This window comes from Aeromonas tecta, assembly GCF_000820185.1.
Lineage (GTDB): Bacteria > Pseudomonadota > Gammaproteobacteria > Enterobacterales > Aeromonadaceae > Aeromonas > Aeromonas tecta.
Genome location: NZ_CDCA01000045.1, coordinates 174,258 through 191,944 on the forward strand (window position 1 = coordinate 174,258; position 17,687 = coordinate 191,944).

The 17,687-nt window shown below is 60.9% G+C and carries 16 protein-coding genes; 10 read left to right on the forward strand and 6 right to left on the reverse strand.

All coding sequences use genetic code 11. The features are described from left to right. Positions 1–3: 3 nt before the first annotated feature. The gene (locus BN1137_RS20325) at positions 4–3,378 is read right to left on the reverse strand and encodes an AAA family ATPase (protein ID WP_050720329.1); all 3,375 of its coding nucleotides are present in this window, start codon (positions 3,376–3,378) and stop codon (positions 4–6) included. 209 nt (positions 3,379–3,587) lie between these two features. On the opposite strand from BN1137_RS20325, the gene cysZ reads away from it, so the two are divergent. Together cysZ and BN1137_RS20335 are read left to right on the forward strand one after the other, a co-directional pair. Then, the gene (gene cysZ, locus BN1137_RS20330) at positions 3,588–4,352 is read left to right on the forward strand and encodes a sulfate transporter CysZ (protein ID WP_050720330.1); all 765 of its coding nucleotides are present in this window, start codon (positions 3,588–3,590) and stop codon (positions 4,350–4,352) included. Positions 4,353–4,486: 134 nt separating this feature from the next. Beyond that, complete coding sequence (locus BN1137_RS20335; protein WP_050720331.1) at positions 4,487–5,101, forward strand: trimeric intracellular cation channel family protein; 615 nt, start codon at positions 4,487–4,489, stop codon at positions 5,099–5,101. Between the two features lie 93 nt (positions 5,102–5,194). On the opposite strand, the gene BN1137_RS20340 is transcribed toward BN1137_RS20335, so the two are convergent. The 4 genes from BN1137_RS20340 to BN1137_RS20355 form a co-directional block, all read right to left on the reverse strand. After that, positions 5,195–5,446, reverse strand: coding sequence for a hypothetical protein (locus BN1137_RS20340; RefSeq protein WP_050720332.1), 252 nt, complete (start codon positions 5,444–5,446; stop codon positions 5,195–5,197). Positions 5,447–5,506: 60 nt separating this feature from the next. Next, entirely contained in the window at positions 5,507–6,052 is a 546-nt protein-coding gene (locus BN1137_RS20345; RefSeq protein WP_050720333.1) for a peptidoglycan L,D-endopeptidase MepK, read from the reverse strand. A 146-nt stretch (positions 6,053–6,198) separates the two neighbouring features. After that, positions 6,199–7,680, reverse strand: coding sequence for a L,D-transpeptidase family protein (locus tag BN1137_RS20350; protein ID WP_050720334.1), 1,482 nt, complete (start codon positions 7,678–7,680; stop codon positions 6,199–6,201). A 91-nt stretch (positions 7,681–7,771) separates the two neighbouring features. Next, entirely contained in the window at positions 7,772–8,539 is a 768-nt protein-coding gene (locus BN1137_RS20355; protein ID WP_050720335.1) for a substrate-binding periplasmic protein, read from the reverse strand. 322 nt (positions 8,540–8,861) lie between these two features. On the opposite strand from BN1137_RS20355, the gene BN1137_RS20360 reads away from it, so the two are divergent. The 5 genes from BN1137_RS20360 to BN1137_RS20380 all read left to right on the forward strand — a co-directional run bounded on the left by BN1137_RS20360 (position 8,862) and on the right by BN1137_RS20380 (position 14,369). Further along, positions 8,862–9,407 carry a hypothetical protein gene (locus tag BN1137_RS20360; RefSeq protein WP_050720336.1) on the forward strand — a complete coding sequence of 182 codons (546 nt, stop codon included), beginning with the start codon at positions 8,862–8,864 and terminating at the stop codon, positions 9,405–9,407. Between the two features lie 55 nt (positions 9,408–9,462). Next, positions 9,463–10,500 carry a glycosyltransferase family 2 protein gene (locus BN1137_RS20365; protein WP_050720337.1) on the forward strand — a complete coding sequence of 346 codons (1,038 nt, stop codon included), beginning with the start codon at positions 9,463–9,465 and terminating at the stop codon, positions 10,498–10,500. Then, complete coding sequence (locus BN1137_RS20370) at positions 10,497–10,868, forward strand: GtrA family protein (protein ID WP_050720338.1); 372 nt, start codon at positions 10,497–10,499, stop codon at positions 10,866–10,868. The genes BN1137_RS20365 and BN1137_RS20370 overlap by 4 nt, the downstream gene beginning before the upstream one ends. Continuing rightward, positions 10,868–12,028 (forward strand): hypothetical protein, encoded by a 1,161-nt coding sequence (locus BN1137_RS20375; protein ID WP_050720339.1) that lies wholly within the window; start codon positions 10,868–10,870, stop codon positions 12,026–12,028. The genes BN1137_RS20370 and BN1137_RS20375 overlap by 1 nt, the downstream gene beginning before the upstream one ends. 232 nt (positions 12,029–12,260) lie before the next feature. Continuing rightward, a complete protein-coding gene (locus BN1137_RS20380) occupies positions 12,261–14,369 on the forward strand; it encodes an alpha-amylase (RefSeq protein ID WP_050720340.1) in 2,109 nt (702 codons plus the stop codon). Between the two features lie 68 nt (positions 14,370–14,437). Here BN1137_RS20380 and BN1137_RS20385 read toward each other — a convergent pair whose 3' ends face one another. After that, positions 14,438–15,064 (reverse strand): glutathione S-transferase, encoded by a 627-nt coding sequence (locus tag BN1137_RS20385; RefSeq protein ID WP_050720341.1) that lies wholly within the window; start codon positions 15,062–15,064, stop codon positions 14,438–14,440. Between the two features lie 157 nt (positions 15,065–15,221). On the opposite strand from BN1137_RS20385, the gene BN1137_RS20390 reads away from it, so the two are divergent. The 3 genes from BN1137_RS20390 to BN1137_RS20400 all read left to right on the forward strand — a co-directional run bounded on the left by BN1137_RS20390 (position 15,222) and on the right by BN1137_RS20400 (position 17,572). Then, the gene (locus tag BN1137_RS20390; protein WP_050720342.1) at positions 15,222–15,866 is read left to right on the forward strand and encodes a response regulator transcription factor; all 645 of its coding nucleotides are present in this window, start codon (positions 15,222–15,224) and stop codon (positions 15,864–15,866) included. Between the two features lie 209 nt (positions 15,867–16,075). Beyond that, positions 16,076–16,657, forward strand: coding sequence for a TetR/AcrR family transcriptional regulator (locus tag BN1137_RS20395; protein ID WP_050720343.1), 582 nt, complete (start codon positions 16,076–16,078; stop codon positions 16,655–16,657). Positions 16,658–16,714: 57 nt separating this feature from the next. Beyond that, entirely contained in the window at positions 16,715–17,572 is an 858-nt protein-coding gene (locus BN1137_RS20400) for an alpha/beta hydrolase (protein ID WP_050720344.1), read from the forward strand. Positions 17,573–17,687 lie beyond the last annotated feature (115 nt).

Genomic DNA, 17,687 nt, shown 5'->3' on the forward strand with positions numbered 1-17,687 from the left:
TTTCTAGTTTTGCTCAGCCAAAGCGACGGCTTCACCGATGTCGACCGACACAATGCGAGAAACCCCGGGCTCTTGCATCGTGACGCCTATCAGCTGCTCAGCCATCTCCATGGAGACCTTATTATGACTGATGTAAACGAACTGTACTGTGCTCGACATCTCTTTGACAAGAGAACAGAAGCGACCCACGTTCACTTCATCGAGCGGCGCATCCACCTCATCCAGCAAACAAAAGGGTGCTGGGTTGAGTCTGAAGATAGCAAAAACCAACGCAAGGGCGGTTAGTGCCTTCTCCCCCCCGGAAAGCAAGGCAATGGTAGCATTCTTCTTGCCCGGAGGTCTTGCCATGATGCTCACTCCGGCCTCCAAAAGATCGTCCGAGGTCAGCTCAAGCCAGGCACTGCCCCCCCCAAACACTTTTGGAAAGAGGGATTTTAAATCTTCGTTGACCTTATCGAAAGTGTCACGGAAGCGAATTTGTGTCTCTTTATCAATTCTTTTAATGGCTTGGCTCAGGGTTTCCAGCGCTTGCTCCAGATCCTGGCACTGGTTCTCGAGGTAAGTTGAGCGGGTTTTGGCCGCCTCATACTCCTCCAGCGCCGCCAGGTTGATAGCCCCAAGTGCCTCCACTTGCGTCTCCAATGTCTGGATCTCCTGGCGCAACTTGCCACGATCGGCGCCGATGAGTACCGCCTGATCGAGATCCACCAGCCGCACCCCCAGCTCCTCGAACTGCTCATGCAGCCCCTGGCGCCGGGTCAGGTTGCGCTCCCGCTCCAGTCGCAGCGTCGCCAGCTTCTCCTGTAGCTGCACGAGTTGCTTGTGATCGGCACCGCGAGCCTGCTCCAGCTCGGTCAGTTGTCGCTCCAACTCGGTCAGACGTTGATGACAGGCCAGCTGTTGCGCCTCCAGGCTGCGCTGCTCGGCAAGCAAGGGCGACAGATCCTGACCCGGATCGGCCCCCGGTGCCTTCAGTTCGGCCAGCTCCAGCCCAAGCCTTGCCAGCTCCTGTTCACGCAGGGTGATGAGCTGGCTCAGGTTTTGCTGCTCCAGCTGCCAGCGCTGGCAACTTGTCTGTTGCTGCTCCCGGCGCAGCCGCGCCTCTTCCAGCCCTCGCTCGGCACTGGCGAGCTGCTCTTGCGCAAGTTGCCGAGCCTCGGTCAAGGCCTCGCCCTGCTCTTGCAACTCGGCCAAACGCGCCTCATCCAGCTCGAGCTGTTGCAAGGCTGTATTCAATCGCAGCGCCTCATCGGCCTGCTCCTTGTCCAGCCGCAGCAGTTCCTCACCGAGCAGGCCAAGCCGCTGCAGCCGTTCCTGACGCTGACCCTCTCGCAGGCTCCAGGCTTCCCGCAGTTGCTGCCATTGCTGCTCCAGCTCGCACACCTCCCGCTGACTCTGCTCATGGGCGCCGTGCAACTGGGCACGCTCGGCATCGGCCGCCCTCAGTTGCTCATTCAACTGGATCAGCGCCTGCTGGCCCACCGCCTGCTCGGTATGTAACCGTTCACGTTCACCGAGCAGCGCCAGGGTACCCAGCGCCCCAGCCTGACCGATATCAGCCCAGTTTGGACCAAACCAGTCCCCCGTCGGGGTCAGCAGCGACTCACCGGCCGCAAGCCCGGACTGGCGGTCCAGCGCCGCTTCCCGACTATCAACCAGCCAGATGGCATTTAGGAAGGCGGGGATATGATCGCCCCCCAACTGCGCCGCCAGGGTGCCGGGCACCGCAGGCTGCGCCGGGCCAATCCAGAGCCCATTCTGTTCGAGGCTGCACTCGTCACTCGGCTGGGCGGTGAGCCAGCGGCCGAGTACCTTGTCCAGTGCCTGGGCCCACTCAGGCGCCACCTGCAGCCGATCGGCCAGGGTGGCCCCCACCATCTGCTCCCCCAAAATTTGGTCAAGGGTGGTGAGGCGAGCCTCCAGCTCACGCAGCAGGCCACTCTGCTGGCCTTGCTGCGACTTGAGCGCCTCGTGGTGCGCCACTGCGGCTTGCCACCGCTCATCCAGTTCGGTACGCCGGGCACGGGAGAGGGCCAAGGTCGCCGACAGGGCATCCAGCCTGGGTTGCAGATCCTCCCCTTCCCCGCCAAGCGGACCGGCTTGCTCATCCTCCAGCTTGAGCCGCGCCAACCGGGTCTTGGCTTGCAGCTCCTGCAGGCCATTGATCTGGGCTCTGGTCTGGTTGAGTTGCCCCTGCAACTGCCCCATCTGCTGCTGCCACTGTTGCAAGCGCTGGCGGGCCTGCTCCAGCTGTTCACTGGCGGCGAGGCGCTGCGCCTGCTGGTCGGTGAGCAACTGCTCACACTGCTCCAGCCGCGCCGACTCCAGTTCCCCCTTGAGGGAGCCGTCCGCCAGTTGCTCATGCTGACCGGCCAGTTGTACCTTGATGTTGTCGATGCGCTCGCCGAGCGCCTGGCGCCGCACCTGCCAGTCACGACCCAATTCGGTCTGGTGAAGTTGTTGCTGTTCGAGGCGGGCGATGGCCTGGCCACCGAGGAAGATCTGCTGCTGGCGGCTCGCCTGTTCAGCCTGGGCCTCCTGACGGGCCACCGAGAGTGTGACGTGGCGCCCCTCGTCCTGAGTGCGCTTGGCATCCAGCGCCGCGAGCGCCTGCTCGGCCTGAGCCAGTTCGGCCTTGGCTTCACCGAGGCGAGCTTCCAGCGCCCACAGCTCTGAGCCGATAAGCTCGGCTCTTGCTGCGCGCGAACGGCCCTTGAGCTGTTTGTAGCGCTCGGCCGTCTCGGCCTGGGCCCGTAAGTGTTCGAGACGGGAGCCCAGCTCGCCGCGAATGTCGCCGAGCCGCTCCAGGTTTTCCTGGGTATGGCGGATGCGCTGCTCCGTCTCCCGGCGCCGCTCCTTGTAGCGAGAGACCCCGGCGGCTTCTTCCATGAACAGCTTGAGATCCGCCGGGCGCGACTCCACCAGCCGGCTGACGGTGCCCTGCTCGATGATGGCGTAGCTGCGGGGGCCGAGCCCGGTGCCGAGGAAGAGGTCGGTGACATCCTTGCGCCGACACTTCTGGCCGTTGATCTGGTAGTGGTTGGAGCCATCGCGCAGCACCTCCCGGCGCACCGAGATCTCGCTGAAACGGCCGAATTCACCGGGCACCCGGTTGTGGGGATTGTCGAACACCAGCTCCACCGAGGCGCGGCCATGGGCGCTGCGGTTGAGGGAGCCGTTGAAGATCACGTCCGTCATGTTCTCGCCACGAAGATGGCGGGCCGAGCTCTCCCCCAGCACCCAGCGCACCGCGTCGATCACATTGGATTTACCGCAGCCGTTGGGCCCGACCACGGCAGTCATGTCGGCATTGAGTTCGATGCGGGTCGGCTCGACAAACGACTTGAAACCGGCGAGTTTGATCAATTTCAGACGCATGGGAGCCTATCTGGGTCACGGAATAACGAAGAGGTGGGCAATCGACTTTACCAAATCCAACGCAGCCCTGGTGGTAACAGGTTGGCCATTTCCCATTCACGTCTGGCTTGCAGCTGAACCGGGTCGGAAAAGGAATGGCCCACGACTTTACCAAATCAAGGGCTTGTTTGTAATATGCAGGCAGTTTCCCGTTAACAGATGGAGCTCAGATGAGCCAATCCCCCAAGATGGTCAAAGATTCAGTCAGCGGTGCAGACTATTTCCTGCGCGGCTTTTCACTCATCCGCCAACCAGGGATCCGCACCTTCGTGATGATCCCCCTGCTGGTCAACGTGGTGCTGTTTGCCGGCGCCTTCTACGCCCTGTTGCTGCAGGTAGACAGCCTGTTCGCCTGGTTGCATCAGCAGATCCCGGCCTGGCTCGGCTGGCTCGACTACCTGCTGTGGCCCATCGCCCTGGTCACCATACTGGTGGTGTTCTCCTTCATCTTCAGCTCGGTGACCAACTGGATCGCCGCCCCCTTCAACGGCCTGCTGGCGGAGAAGGTGGAACAGATCCTCACCGGTGAGGTGGTGAGCGATGCCGGCATGCTGGACGTGGTCAAGGATGTGCCACGCACCTTTGGTCGCGAGTGGACAAAACTGAAGTACTACCTGCCCAAGGCCATCGGTTGTCTCATCCTGTTCCTCATCCCGGTGGTGGGACAGACGATAGCCCCGGTGCTCTGGTTCCTGTTCAGCGCCTGGATGATGGCGATCCAGTACGTGGATTACCCGTTCGACAACCACAAGATTGACTTCACCACCATGCGCGATGCCCTCAAGCAGCGCCGTGGCAAGTGCCTGAGTTTCGGCGCCCTGGTCACCCTCTTCTCCGCCATTCCGGTGGTGAACCTGTTTGTGATGCCGGTCGCCATCTGCGGCGCCACCGCCATGTGGGTGGATCACTATCGACACGAGCAGCTCCGCCGCTGAGGCCGGCAGCCATAACTAAAAGAGGGGGCGAAAGCCCCCTTTTCATTACTTAATCTAATGCCAATATGAGATAGCTTGTCGCGCCAGCACAGGCTTGTTAGGATGCGGGCCTTTCTCGCACCCTGGGATAACTCATGTTACATGCACTCTTCTTGCTCGGCCTGGTAGCCGAAGGGATGACTGGCGCGCTGGCGGCGGGTCGGCGGCGGATGGATCTGTTTGGCGTGGTCATCATCGCCTCGGCGACGGCCATCGGCGGCGGCACCATTCGGGATGTGCTGCTGGGGCATTATCCCCTGCTCTGGGTCGAACATCCTCACTATGTGGTACTGGTCGCGGGCGCCGCGCTGGTCAGCGTCATCTGCGCGCCCCTGATGCGCTACCTCGGCAAGCTGTTCATGGCCCTCGATGCGCTGGGGCTGGTGGTGTTTTCCATCTTTGGCGCCGCCCGGGCGCTGGAGATGGGCCACGGTGCCGGCATCGCCTGCATCATGGCGGTGGTGACCGGCGTCTTCGGTGGCGTGCTGCGCGACTTGCTGTGCCAGCGTATCCCGCTGGTGTTTCGGCGCGAGCTCTATGCTGCCGTCTCCCTGGTCACGGCCGGCCTTTACTGCCTCGCACTGGATCAGGGCCTGCCCAATGACTGGGCCGCCTTCGGGGCGATCGGTATCGGCTTCGTGTTGCGGTTGCTGGCAGTACGCTTCAAGTGGGGGCTGCCCACCTTCAATTACCAGTACGCCACCCATTGAGCGCGCCAGCTTCTGGCCTGGCCGAGCAAATAACAGCCAATAAAAAAGCGCCCATCGGCGCTTTTTTATTGAGAACTGAGGCACGGATCAGGCTTAGTTGATCCCTTCCGAACTGAAGAAGGTGGCCTTGTCGGCGATGAAACGGATCTTGATGTTCTTGCCATCCTTACCCCAGATGCAACTGGTGGTACCGAGCGCATCGTCGCAGCGCTCCGCCTTGCCGAGTATGGTGCTCGCCTCGGCGTAGCTGATGCCCATCTTCAGCTTGTCGTAGTTCTCACGGTTCAGTTTGCTGCAACCGGTCAACAACAGGGCGATCATTCCCCCGATCAGAATCTGCTTCATCTGTCTCTCCTCTGACTAGTGACCAGAGCCTAGCAGCTGGCATCCCCTCGTGACCAGTGGCTACCAGCTGCGAACGGGGCCTGTGTCCAGGTGCACGAAGTTATCAGACTGGTAATAACCCACGCCGCCGACCTTGAGGTTCAGGGCCGCCTTGCGCAGGTGTGCCAGTTGCACGCCGGGGATCCGTACGTCCACCGCCTGCCCCAGGGTATGGTAACTGTGTTTGGCGACACCCCGGCTGTGCTGCCGTTTCTGGCGATTGGTCGCCGGGGATCGATAACCCGAGATGAGCTGGATTTCCCCCTGACGGCCCAACTTGTGCTGCAGCAGGAACAGCTGATCAAACAGCTTTTTATCGATATTAAACACTTCATTTCTGCGGTAATCGCGGAAGATATGATTAAGCTCGGCCAAGCCATCCCGCAGATAGTGGCCGTTCTCCCAATAGCTGGCCTGCACCCGCTCGCCAGTATTGAGATTGAAGAAACTCAGTTCACGCCCCGTCGTGCTGCGGCTCGCCATCGCCGGAAACGACACCAGGCTGGCCCCCATCAGGCAACCGGCTCCCAGCAGCAGACGACGTCGGCTTATCTCTTGTTCCAGCATCGGTTCGTCCATCGCATCGTTAAGTAAAACTGGTGAATAAATTTGATACAGACGCCTGAAACTACCCGCCGATAAAAGCCCTGTCAAACCGCAAACGCCCATAGAAAAGCCCGGCATGAGCCGGGCTTTTCACTCTGTGGCGGGGATCACAACAAGCGGCTCTGGAAGCTCACTCGATCGAATCCGTAAATATCGTTGCGCAGCTGCTGACGACCCTCGTCATCGATCCAGCTGCTCCAGTAGACGGTGAACACCGGAATAGGGGTGGTCAGCGGCAGCCACTTGGTCTGGGTCTCCTTCAAGATGCTGGCGACCTTGTCCGGCTGATAACGGGAATCCGCCAGCAGCAGCTCGGCCAGATCGTCCGCGTGCTCGACCCGGATGCAGCCGGAGCTAAAGGCGCGAGCCCCTTGCTCGAACAGGGCCTTGCGCGGGGTCGAGTGTAGATAGATGGCCTCGTTGTTGGGCAGATAGAACTTGTAGCGCCCCAGAGCATTGTGATCGCCCGGCTTTTGTCGCAGCCGGTAGGGGAAGCCTGATGCCAGCGCCTGATGCCAGCCATCTTCACTGAACTGCACCGGATTGCCCTCGCCATCGATCACCTCGAACTGCTCCCGATCGAGATAGGCAGGATCCCGGCCCAACTTGGGCAGGATGTCCTTGCTCAGGATGGAGCGCGGCACGTGCCAGGCGGGGTTGAGTACGATGGAGCGGATCTCGCTGGCGAGGATGGGGGTGGCCCGCTGCTCCTTGCCGACGATGACTCTGCTGGTGAAGACCTCGTTGCCGGACTCCACCACGCTCAGGCGATAATCCGGAATATTGACCAGCACATAGCGACCGGCCAGATGATCCACCAGATCCCGGCGCCACAGATTGCGCAGCAACAGGCTGGCGCGCACTTGCGGCCCGGTATTGAGCCAGCTGCGGGTCTGCCGGCCGATGATGCCATCGGCGGTCAGGCCGTGGCGGCGCTGGAACTGCTTGATGGCCGCTTCAGTGTCTGCATCATAGGTGGCGTCCTGATGGTTGGGCGCGCCGTCGCCCAGCTCGTTGAGGATGGAGCGGATCTGGCCGAGTTCGGTTGAGCTCTCACCGGCGCGCAGAGTCGGCATGTCCAGATTGGGCCAATGCTTGGCCATGGGCATAGCCAGCAGCTTGCGCACTTCCTCGCGCACCGCCTCGTACTCGGCGACCTGGGGTCTGAGCTGTTTGACCTGATCCAGCAGATTGTCACCCATCGGCTCATGGGCAAGGGGCTTGGTCAAGTCGAGCTTGAGGGTCTGCATCTGTTCGCGGGCGACCAGATCCATGGCACGCCAGGCCTGCTGGAAGCGAGCAAGCTTGCCAAAGGCTTCATCGTAGAGGGCGCCACGCCGCTCGCTCGGCGTCTTTTGCAGTTGCTGCCAGAGCCGGTAGAAATCCGGGTGCAACTGGGCGAGTACCGCCTCTTGCAACTGGCTCTCCAGCTCACGACGCTCCTGTTCGGCGGTGCTGCTCTGGTACCAGTCGTGTTGAACGCTGGGGCTGGCCACCACTATCTGTTCTGTGCTGGCATGCGCCATGCCAGCAGGCCAGCAGCCCAGCCAGATGAGGTTTGCCAACGCCAACCAATACTTCTTACCCATGCTTCTTACCACGCTTACCTCATATCGGTTCACTTCGGCCTGTCAGGCGCAACGGTCAGATGCCCATGATGCTGGAATGCCAGCGACTTTGCTAGCGGGCGGGCGTGTAACGACGCCAGATGAGCGCATGCTCGTCACTCTTGCCAACGGCGCCGAGTGCCTGGTTGAAACGCGCTACGAAATCGCTCGACAGGGTTCTCTTGCTCAACATGAAATAGGTCGGGGTCTCATAGACCCGCATGGCATGGGGAACTATGCCCTCAGCCAGCCCCTCTTTCTTCAGACCCCAGGGCGTCGCCAAAATATCCCCAAGAAAGCCATCGATCCGCCCCAGCTGGAGTTTGCGGTAGTTTTGCGCGTCGTTGACCTGGCTCACCTGGGCCTGGTAGCGCAGCAACAGCGCGGCAATCTCGGCGCCATAGTAATAATCCTTGGTCACCCCCAATGTGTGTCCTTTGGCGAGCCAGCTGGCCAGGTCCGGCTCGGCATAGTTATCGATCTTGCGCACCCAGAGTGCGCTGCGCCCCGGGTTATAGGCGCTGGAAAACCAGGCGTAACGCACCCTGTCATCAAAGAAATAAGCCTCCATGGCGATATCCAGTCTGCCCTGTGCCAAGTCTTGCAGCACCCGTTTCCAGGGCCGCTCGATATAGACCAGACGGCAGCCCAGTCGAGTCGATATCGCATTGAGATAATCCACCGCGAAACCGCGCAGCTGTCGACTCACGCCATCTTGCTGGTAATAGTGATAGGGCGGCCAGTTGTCGAAACCGACCCGCAAGGGGGTTGTACAGAGCGGCTTGGCCCACGCCAATGAGGCGGGCAACGAGAAGATCAGGCAGAGAAATAGCAGCCTCATGAATCATCCTTGACGATGTGACGCGCCATCTTAAATCTGCACAGGGAAAATGGCGACAGATCCTGCCACAGCAATGTGCAATATCAGCCATTTGCCTGAGAAGGCCGCCTGCTGTAGCGCGGGATGCGTTTGACAATAACCACGGGGCTCTGAAGCCAGTCCTGAGGTGGCACGCCTGCCGCCCAAAGGCATTTGGAGAGCAGGGGTATTGGGGTTAATATGTGAGCAAATTTATTTTTGTGATCTACTATGCTTTTTTTGCAATTGGATTAGCATATGCGCGAAATCTGCCTACCCATCCGTCAGGCGTCGAGTGAGTAATATGACCTACAAAAAGTTCGGTTTTATGGCTGCCATCATGGCCTTGAGTGGTTTTTACCTCTACACCCTCTATCTGGCTGCTCACCCCAACGTGAGCCTGGCTTATAAACTCTATTACCTGGAAGGCAAGACCCGCTTCTGGGAGCACAACTCCAGCATGACCTACCAGCCGGGTAACGAACTCAATCTCACCAAGCCGAGCCGCTTCCTCTCCAGTGAAGGCTGGGCCAAGAAGCCAAGCGCCGACGGTACCGAGCTGAGCGGTCAGGGCGGTCTCTACTTCGTCTTGCCCAAGCATCAGGCACAGCCTGAGCAGGTCACCATCCAGGCCAGGATCAACAGCCCGGAGGCTGGTACCCTGCTCAAGGTCGCCCTGGGTCACGACTTCACCACCACGGTCAAACTGGCCAAGGCAGGCATCAACGAGATCCGGCTCAACCTGCCCGGTGAATCCTTGACCGCCGATCCCAAGCATCCCAATTTCCTGGCTCTCTCTGCCCCGACACCGCTCAACGTACAGTCTGTGCGCCTGACCGTGGCCCAGTGAAGATAAAACACTAAAAATCAGTTCTTAAACGTGATTTTCTAATAAGGAAGTTCCCATGTCGCATGCCGATTTTCGACTCTCTCTGGTCGTGCCCGTTTACAACGAAGAAGAGAGCATAGACGCCTTCATCAGCGCGATAGACAACGAGCTCGCACCGCTCAAAGACCAGCTCGAGATCGTGTTCGTCAACGATGGCAGCCGCGACCGTACTCGTGAGGTGGTCGAGCAGGCCATCGCCCGCGATCCCCGCGTCACCTTGGTCAATCTGGCCCGTAACTTCGGCAAAGAAGCCGCCATGACCGCCGGCCTGCATCAGGCCAAGGGCGATGCCATCGTCCCCATGGACGTGGATCTGCAAGATCCTCCTGCCCTCATTCTGGAATTCGTCAAACTGTGGCAGACCGGCGGCTATGACACCGTTTACGGCATCCGGGTCGATCGCAGCGCCGACACCCCGATGAAGCGCCTTACCGCCGGCGGCTTCTACCGCTTCTTCAATGCGCTCTCCACCAGCACCAAGCTGCCGGAGAACGCCGGTGACTTCCGCCTGATCGACCGCAGGGTAGTCGAGGCGCTCAAACAGCTGCCAGAGCGCAACCGCTTCATGAAGGGTCTGTTTGCCTGGGCGGGTTTCCGCGCCGTCGGCGTTCCCTACGAGCGCCCCGCCCGCCACGCGGGTGAAACCAAGTTCAACTACTGGAAGCTGTGGAACTTCGCCCTCGATGGTCTGCTCAGCTTCTCCAGCTGGCCGCTGCGGGTGTGGAGCTACGTCGGGGTCGGTGTCTCGCTGATCGCCTTCCTCTACATCCTCAAGATCATCACCCAGGTGCTGTTCTTTGGCATCGACGTGCCAGGTTACGCCTCGCTGATGTCGGTGATGCTGTTCCTCGGCGGCATCCAGCTACTCTCCCTTGGCATCATCGGCGAATACATTGGCCGCATGTTCGTCGAGGTGAAACAGCGCCCCGTCTACCTCATCGAAGGGGTCTACGGCCAATACGCCCAGCAAGAAGCAACAAAAGAGCAGCAAGCGGACAACAAACCGCAGGCCGCCGCCCCCGCCAAGGGTGAGCAGGAGTCCGCGCCTCAATGATCTCCCGCGAGGAATTCTGGCGTCTGGTTCGCTTTGGTTTCGTCGGCGGGGGGGCAACCCTCGTCGATCTTGGCACCTCGATTGCGCTGTTTCGTACCTGGCCCACCATCTCGGAGCACCTGGTCACCACCCTGGCGTTTGCGGTGGCGTTCTGGTTCTCCTTCTTTGGCCACCGTTACATCACCTTCCAAAAGCAGGGGGCAGCCAGCAAGTTCCTGCTGGTCGCGCTCTTCTCACTAGTGGTGCGTAATCTGCTCTTGAGCGGCCTGCTGTTTGCGGGCCTCTCCGGCCTGCTCCCCGTGGTGATTGCCGCCTTGGCGGTGACCGTACTCACCTACATCCTCTCTCGCATCTGGGTATTTGCCTGATGAATGACATGACAATGCCTACCCCCGCCACCGCGGGGCCTTATCGCCCGTCCCTGCGGATTAGCAGCCGTGACTGGCTGATGATCATCGCCGCCTTCGTGCTGAGTCGAGCCGCTCTTTATGGCATGGGCTACTTCGGTGTCCAGCTCTACGGAGCCCCCGGCATAGGCCCGCTGCAAGCGTACTGCCAGTTCGACTGTGTCTGGTTCCAGCGCATCATCGAAAACGGCTATGACCTCTACCCACGCTGGCTCAGCAAGGGCAATGCGGCCAACTGGGCCTTCATGCCTCTCTACCCCATGCTGGCCGGCGGCCTCTCCACCCTGCTCAACATCGAGAGCCTGATCGGCCTGATGCTGGTGGCCAACATCGCCTTCTTCATCAGCCTGCCGCTGATGCTGCTGGTGCTGCGTCAGCTCAAGCTAGGGGATGACACGGCCCGGTTCGGGGTCTGGCTGCTGGCCTTCTCGCCCTTCTCTGCCTACTTCGTCTCCGGCTACACCGAGCCCATGTTCATGGCGCTGATGCTGGGCATGTTCCTGTTCGCCTATCGCGAGCAGTGGCTGATGGTGGCCTTCCTTGGCATCTTCATCTCCGGCACCCGCAATCTGGGGGTGATGATGGTGTTCCCGGTGCTGATCCTGGCGCTGCAGGCCTATGGCTGGCGCGAGTTCTTCCGCTTCACCGAGCGGGCCTTCAAGGTGGTGTTTACCCTCTGGGTCATTCCATTCGGTCTGTTCGCCTACATGGTCTATCTCTACCACCTCACCGGTGATGCGCTGGCGTTCAAGCACATTCAGGTCGCCTGGGGCCGTTACATGGACAGCCCCCTTGACTGGTGGCTCAGTGGTTTTGAGCTCGGTGGCCGCAAGGCCTACCTCTCCATCATGGTGATCTTCGGCTGGTGTCTGAACGGCTATCTGTTCAGCCAGAAACGCTGGGCCGAGGCGACCCTGATGTTCATCTGTTGCACCATACCGCTGATGACCGGGCTCAACGCCATGCCGCGCTACATGTTCGGACTCTATCCGACACTGTTGGCCATCATACTGCTGACCCATCGCTGGCCTGCCATTCGCCCGGCCATCCTGTGCATCAGCGGCATGGTTGCCTCCTTCATCGCAGTGGCCTTCGTCAACTTCAAGTTCTTTACCGTCTGACGCCGTCTGACGAAAAAACGCTCGAACAATGCCGGTCACTCGACCGGCATTTTTTATGGGCGCAGCTCAGAGCGGTCGCACGGCAGGCATCACACTTTGTTCCGCTTGAAAACGTAACCATTTGAACTGACCTCACAAATCGGGATTTTACCGATCCAGCCGCTGCCTTTAGCCCCCTAGAATAAGCTCCTCAACGGGATCCGACCCGCTCACCCAGCTCAAGGAATGGCTTATGCGTCCCCCTTTTCGCCTCGATCTCCGCCTGTCGCCACTGTGGCTAGCCATGCTTGCCGGCCCGGCCCTTGCGGCCCCGCAAGTGCACCTCTATGTGGATGGCAAACCGGTGGCCGAGGCGCTGACGCTGGACAAGGGCACCGTCAGCCTGACCCATTCTTTAAGCAAGGGCAGCCATCAGATCCGCATCGGCGATGCCGCCAACAGCTGCGGCACCAGCTTCGGCCCGAGCGAAGCCAAGCCGCTGCCCTTCGGCACGGCCCAGCCCATGGACAAATGCGCCAAGGATCAGAGCTTCACGTTAAGAGTGATGCTGGCGGGAGATTATGAGTTCACCTTCAACCCGGATACCCCGAGCCTCAAGGTCTTGCGGGCTACCAAGAAGAGTGAATTCAAGCGCCAGCCCCCGGAGGAACCCTGCATTGCATGGGATGGCGGCCCGGTGACAGTATCCCTGAAAGGGGTCTGGCCCGATGGCACCAAGCTGCGGGATGCCTACTCAAAGCAGGAGGCTGTGATCAAGGGCGGCAAGCTGACGCTAACGCCATCGAAAGAGAGCGGCGGCCTGCTGCTGCTCGAGCCCGTGGCAACGGTGAAGGCTGAGCCCTTCAGCTGGGATCAGGCCAGCGTCTACTTCCTCTTGACCGACCGCTTCCACAACGGCGATCCCGCCAACGATCACAGCTTCGGCCGCCAGAAAGATGGCCAGGATGAGGTCGCCACCTGGCACGGCGGCGACTTCAAGGGACTGACCGAGAAGCTCGACTACATCAAGGCACTCGGCATGAACGCCATCTGGATCACCCCCATGGTGGAGCAGGTGCACGGCTTCATCGGCGGCGGTGAGCAGGGCAACTTCCCCTTCTACGCCTATCACGGCTACTGGGCGCTGGACTTCACCAAGATAGATCCCAACTACGGCGACGAGGAGAGCCTCAAGACTCTGGTGGACGAGGCCCACAAGCGCGGCATGCGCATCATCCTCGACGTGGTGATGAACCACGCTGGCTACGCCACCCTGGCGGACTTGCAGGATCTCGGCTTGGAGAGCCTGACCCAGAACACAGATAAACTCCCCGCCCGCTGGAACGACTGGCGCCCGAGTGGCGGCCTCAACTGGCATGGCTACAACCAGTTCATCAATTACCAGTCGAACGATTGGACCAAATGGTGGGGCCCGGACTGGGTGCGGGCCGGTCTGCCCGGCTACCCCCAACCCGGTACCGACGATGTGACCGGTTCGGTGGCGGGCCTGCCGGACTTCTTGACCGAATCCAGCAACGCGGTGGGACTGCCTCCCCTGCTTGCGGCAAAAAAAGATACCCGGGCCAAACCACTGCCCAATACCAGCGTGAGCGATTACCTCATCGCCTGGCACACCGACTGGGTGCGCCGCTTTGGCATCGATGGCTTTCGTGCCGACACCGTCAAGCACCTGGAGCCGGCGGTCTGGGCCAGGCTCAAGCAGGAAGGCACGGTGGCACTCAAGGAGTGGAAAGCCGCCAACCCGAGCAAGGCCCTCGATGCGTTGCCGTTCTACATGGTGGGCGAGGTGTGGGATCACGGGGTAGCCAAGGACTTCTGGTATCAGAACGGCTTCGATTCGCTGATCAACTTCGACTATCAGCGCGAATTCGCCCTGCCCCAGGCCCAGTGCATGGCCGGTGCCGAACCCACTTATGCCAGCTACGCCAGCCGCATCAATCAGGATCCCGAGTTCAACGTGCTGAGCTACATCAGCTCCCACGACACCAAGCTGTTCTTTGGCGACTATCAGGATGTGCCGCTGCAACGGCGGGTGGCCAACAGCTTCATGTTGCTGCCAGGCGGCATCCAGCTCTACTACGGGGACGAATCCGGCCGCGGGCTGGCCAAGGATGGGGGCGTGTTCGATCAGAGCGTGCGCAGCGACATGAACTGGCAGGAGCTGGCGAGCGGTGACAAGGCCGAGCTGGTCAAACACTGGCAGCGTCTCGGCCAGTTCAGGGCCGCTCACCCGGCCGTGGCGGCGGGCAGCCATCAGAAGCTCTCGGATGTCCCCTACAGCTTTGTGCGCGAAAAAGGGGCCGACAAGGTGGTGGTGGTCTTTGCCGGACGGCAGCAGTAACCCGGTTGCGCGTCTCACCAGAAAAAGGGGAGCCATCGGCTCCCCTTTCTATTTCCCACTGACACGCCTCAGACTGATGAGCGGGCCAGCTCCGGCCACTGCAGCCTCGCCCTGACCAGCGTCTCCTGCCACAGCGGCCAGGCCAGCAAGGCTTGCTGATAGGCGCCCGCCTGACCGGGCAGCGCAATACCATAGCTTGCCAGTCGATAGGCCATCACGGCGTAGAAGGCATCGATGATCCCCGCCTCGTCGAAATAGAAAGGCCCTCTCGCCTGGGCCCAGAGCGTCTGCAAGCGGGCCAGCTCGGCGATGGTCTCCACCGGCGGTTCGCTGCGCGTCGGCGCCCCCAGAAAGAAAGGCAAGCGGCTGCGGATCTGGCCAAAGCCTGAATGCAGCTCGGCGCACAGGCTGCGGGCCAAGGCTCGCTCGGCCCGCGCCACTGGATAAAGCCGTCGCTCTGGGCAGAGCTCGTGCAGATATTCGGCGATGGCCAGGGAGTCGTGGATGCGCAGCTCGCCATCATCCAGCCAGGGCACCAGCCCGGCCGGCGCCAGCCGCTTGAGCCGTGCCAGTGCCTTGGTATCTTCCAGATCGAACACCTGCTCCTGCCACTCCAGTCCACTCAGACCGAGTACCAGCGCCGCTCGCATCGCCCAGGTGGAGCCAGTGCCCACCGTCAATACCAAGGATCCCATCTATTGCCTCCTGCTTGGGGTTATTGAGGACCATCGTCGGCCCGGTTGGCACGACATCTTATGGTCGTCTCACATTTGCACGCCTGCGGGTTTGACCCCCTCGAGGCGCGGTGCTAGTTTGATTTTTCAAAACAATCAGTTAGCAATAATGTGAGCAATGGACAGCCAATTTACCATCGTCATCGCAGATGACCACCCCCTGTTTCGGGGCGCCCTCTATCAGGCGGTGCACATGGCCATCGACGAGGCCCGGCTGTTGGAAGCCGACTCCATCGACAGCCTGAGCCAGCTGCTGAGAGAGCATCCCGAAGTGGATCTGCTGCTGCTCGATCTCAAGATGCCCGGGGCCAACGGTTTCGAAGGGCTCGCCTATCTGCGTGGTCAATATCCTGATCTGCCCATCGTCGTGGTCTCCGCTTCGGAGGACGCCGCCATCATCCAGCAGGTATTGCGGCTCGGCGCGCTGGGCTTCATCCCCAAGTCCGTGCCAATGAAGGAGTTGGTCAGCGCCCTCAATACGGTGATCGGCGGAGATAACTGGGTGCCGGAGGGGATCTCCCTGCATCCCGAGTCCGAGGATGGGCCCGATTTCGCCAGCAAGCTGGCCAGCCTCACTCCCCAGCAGTACAAGGTGCTGATCATGCTGCGCGATGGCAGTCTCAACAAGCAGATCGCCTGGGAGCTCAATGTCTCCGAGGCCACCATCAAGGCCCATATCACCGCAATCTTCCGCAAACTGGGCGTCAAGAATCGCACCCAGGCGGTGATCGCGCTGCAGCAGATGGATATCAAAGACGACTGAGCTGATATAGGTGCAACCCGTCCAAGGCTCATATCACAGCTGCCCTTCCGCAAACTCAGGGTCAAGCATCACACCCAGACGGCGATCGCGCTGCAGCTAATGGACATCAAGGGCGACTGGCGTTGACGACCAGACCTTATTCCAACGCGGGTTATCTCGACAGCTAGCACGATCGTGCTTTATGCTGCAGGCAATATTGAGGAGCTGATATGAGCAAGGGCCGGTTGACCCGCGAGAACATTCTGCAGACCGCCTTCGAGCAGGCCAGCCAGCAGGGGCTGGAGAGCCTGACCATAGGCTCCCTCGCCAGTGCGTGCGAGATGTCCAAGAGCGGCCTGTTTGCCCATTTCCAGTCCCGTGACAACTTGCAGATCGCCGTGCTGACCTACTCCGCCGAGGTGTTCCGCGAGCGGGTGATCCAGCCGGTACGCCGCCAGCAATATCAGACCCAGCAGGAGAAGCTCACCGCCTTGCTCCATGCCTGGCTGGCCTGGAACCAGAGCTTCGCCGGCCGTTGCATGTTTCTCGACGCCTGGACCTCGGCCCAGGAGGGCGAGGTCCAACAGGCAGCGCGCCAGCTGGTGCGCTTCTGGCTCGACTACCTGGCTCGCCAGGTGGTACAGGGCCAGGCCCAGGGTGAGTGGCGCAGTGACATCGACCCCTGGCGCGCCGTCTACCGGCTCTATGGCCTCTATCTGGGGGATCAGGTGTTCAATGCGTTGGATCTGTGTCAGGATCCGGCTCGCCACTTCTGGCCCGAGGTGGAAAATCTGCTGATGAGCTGGCGCTAATTTTTAAAAAATAACAAAAAAGCACGACCGTTCGCACACGAAAACGACAGGATGACCATGAGCAGCAAAATCTATTTCAGCACCCGCCGCTTCAGCCCGAGCAAATTGCTGCTAGGGCTCGGCACCCGATTGCATCACGTGCTGGCCCCCGCCCACGCCAGGCGCACCGCCAGCAAGCTGTTGCTGACCCCGCAGCGACCCAGCCACGAGACAGCCGCACCGGCCGGTCTGGTGCAGCAGGCGGTGCATACCCGCGAAGGCACCCTGATGAGCTATCGGCTCGGCAAGGGGCCGGTCTGGCTGCTGATGCACGGCTGGTCCGGCAGCGCCAGCCAGTTCTACCCGCTGATGAGCCACATCGCAGCTCAGGGTTTCACTGCCCTTGCCTACGATCACCCCGCCCACGGCCAGAGCGACGGCCACACAGGTCACTTGCCCCGCTTCGTGCGCGCCTTCGATGAACTGATCGAGCGACTCGGTCCCATCGAGGGTGTCATCACCCACAGCATGGGCGGCGCCGTCACCCTGGCGAGCCATCACCCCGCTCTCGACAAGTTGCCGCTGCTGCTCATCTCCCCCGTGCTCGACTACGTACCCCAGCTCTATGGCATGGTGGCGCGCTCGGGCTACTCCATCCGGCTGTTCGATGCGGTGGTCAAAGACATTGAGCGCGAATATCAACATCCCCTCAGCACGGTGGATCCACTCGGCCAGCTCGCTACCCGCACCGGCAAGGCCCTGATCGTGCATGACGAGGAAGACCGCTTCGCCCCCCATCAGGACTCCCTGCGGGCGGCCCAGGATGGGCGCACCCAGCTGGTAAGCACCCGCGGCCTCGGCCACGGCCGCATCCTCGCCAGCCCCCCGGTGTTTGCCGCCTTCGATCAGCTGGTCCAGTCGCCCATTACGGCCTGATCCCGTCCTCTGAGCTTGGCGTAAACGGGCCGCACCAAAAAATGATGGTGTGGCCCATTTTTATATTTGATACAGCGGCTTATAGTTAAATTGTTCGGTGGTAATACTCTCAAGT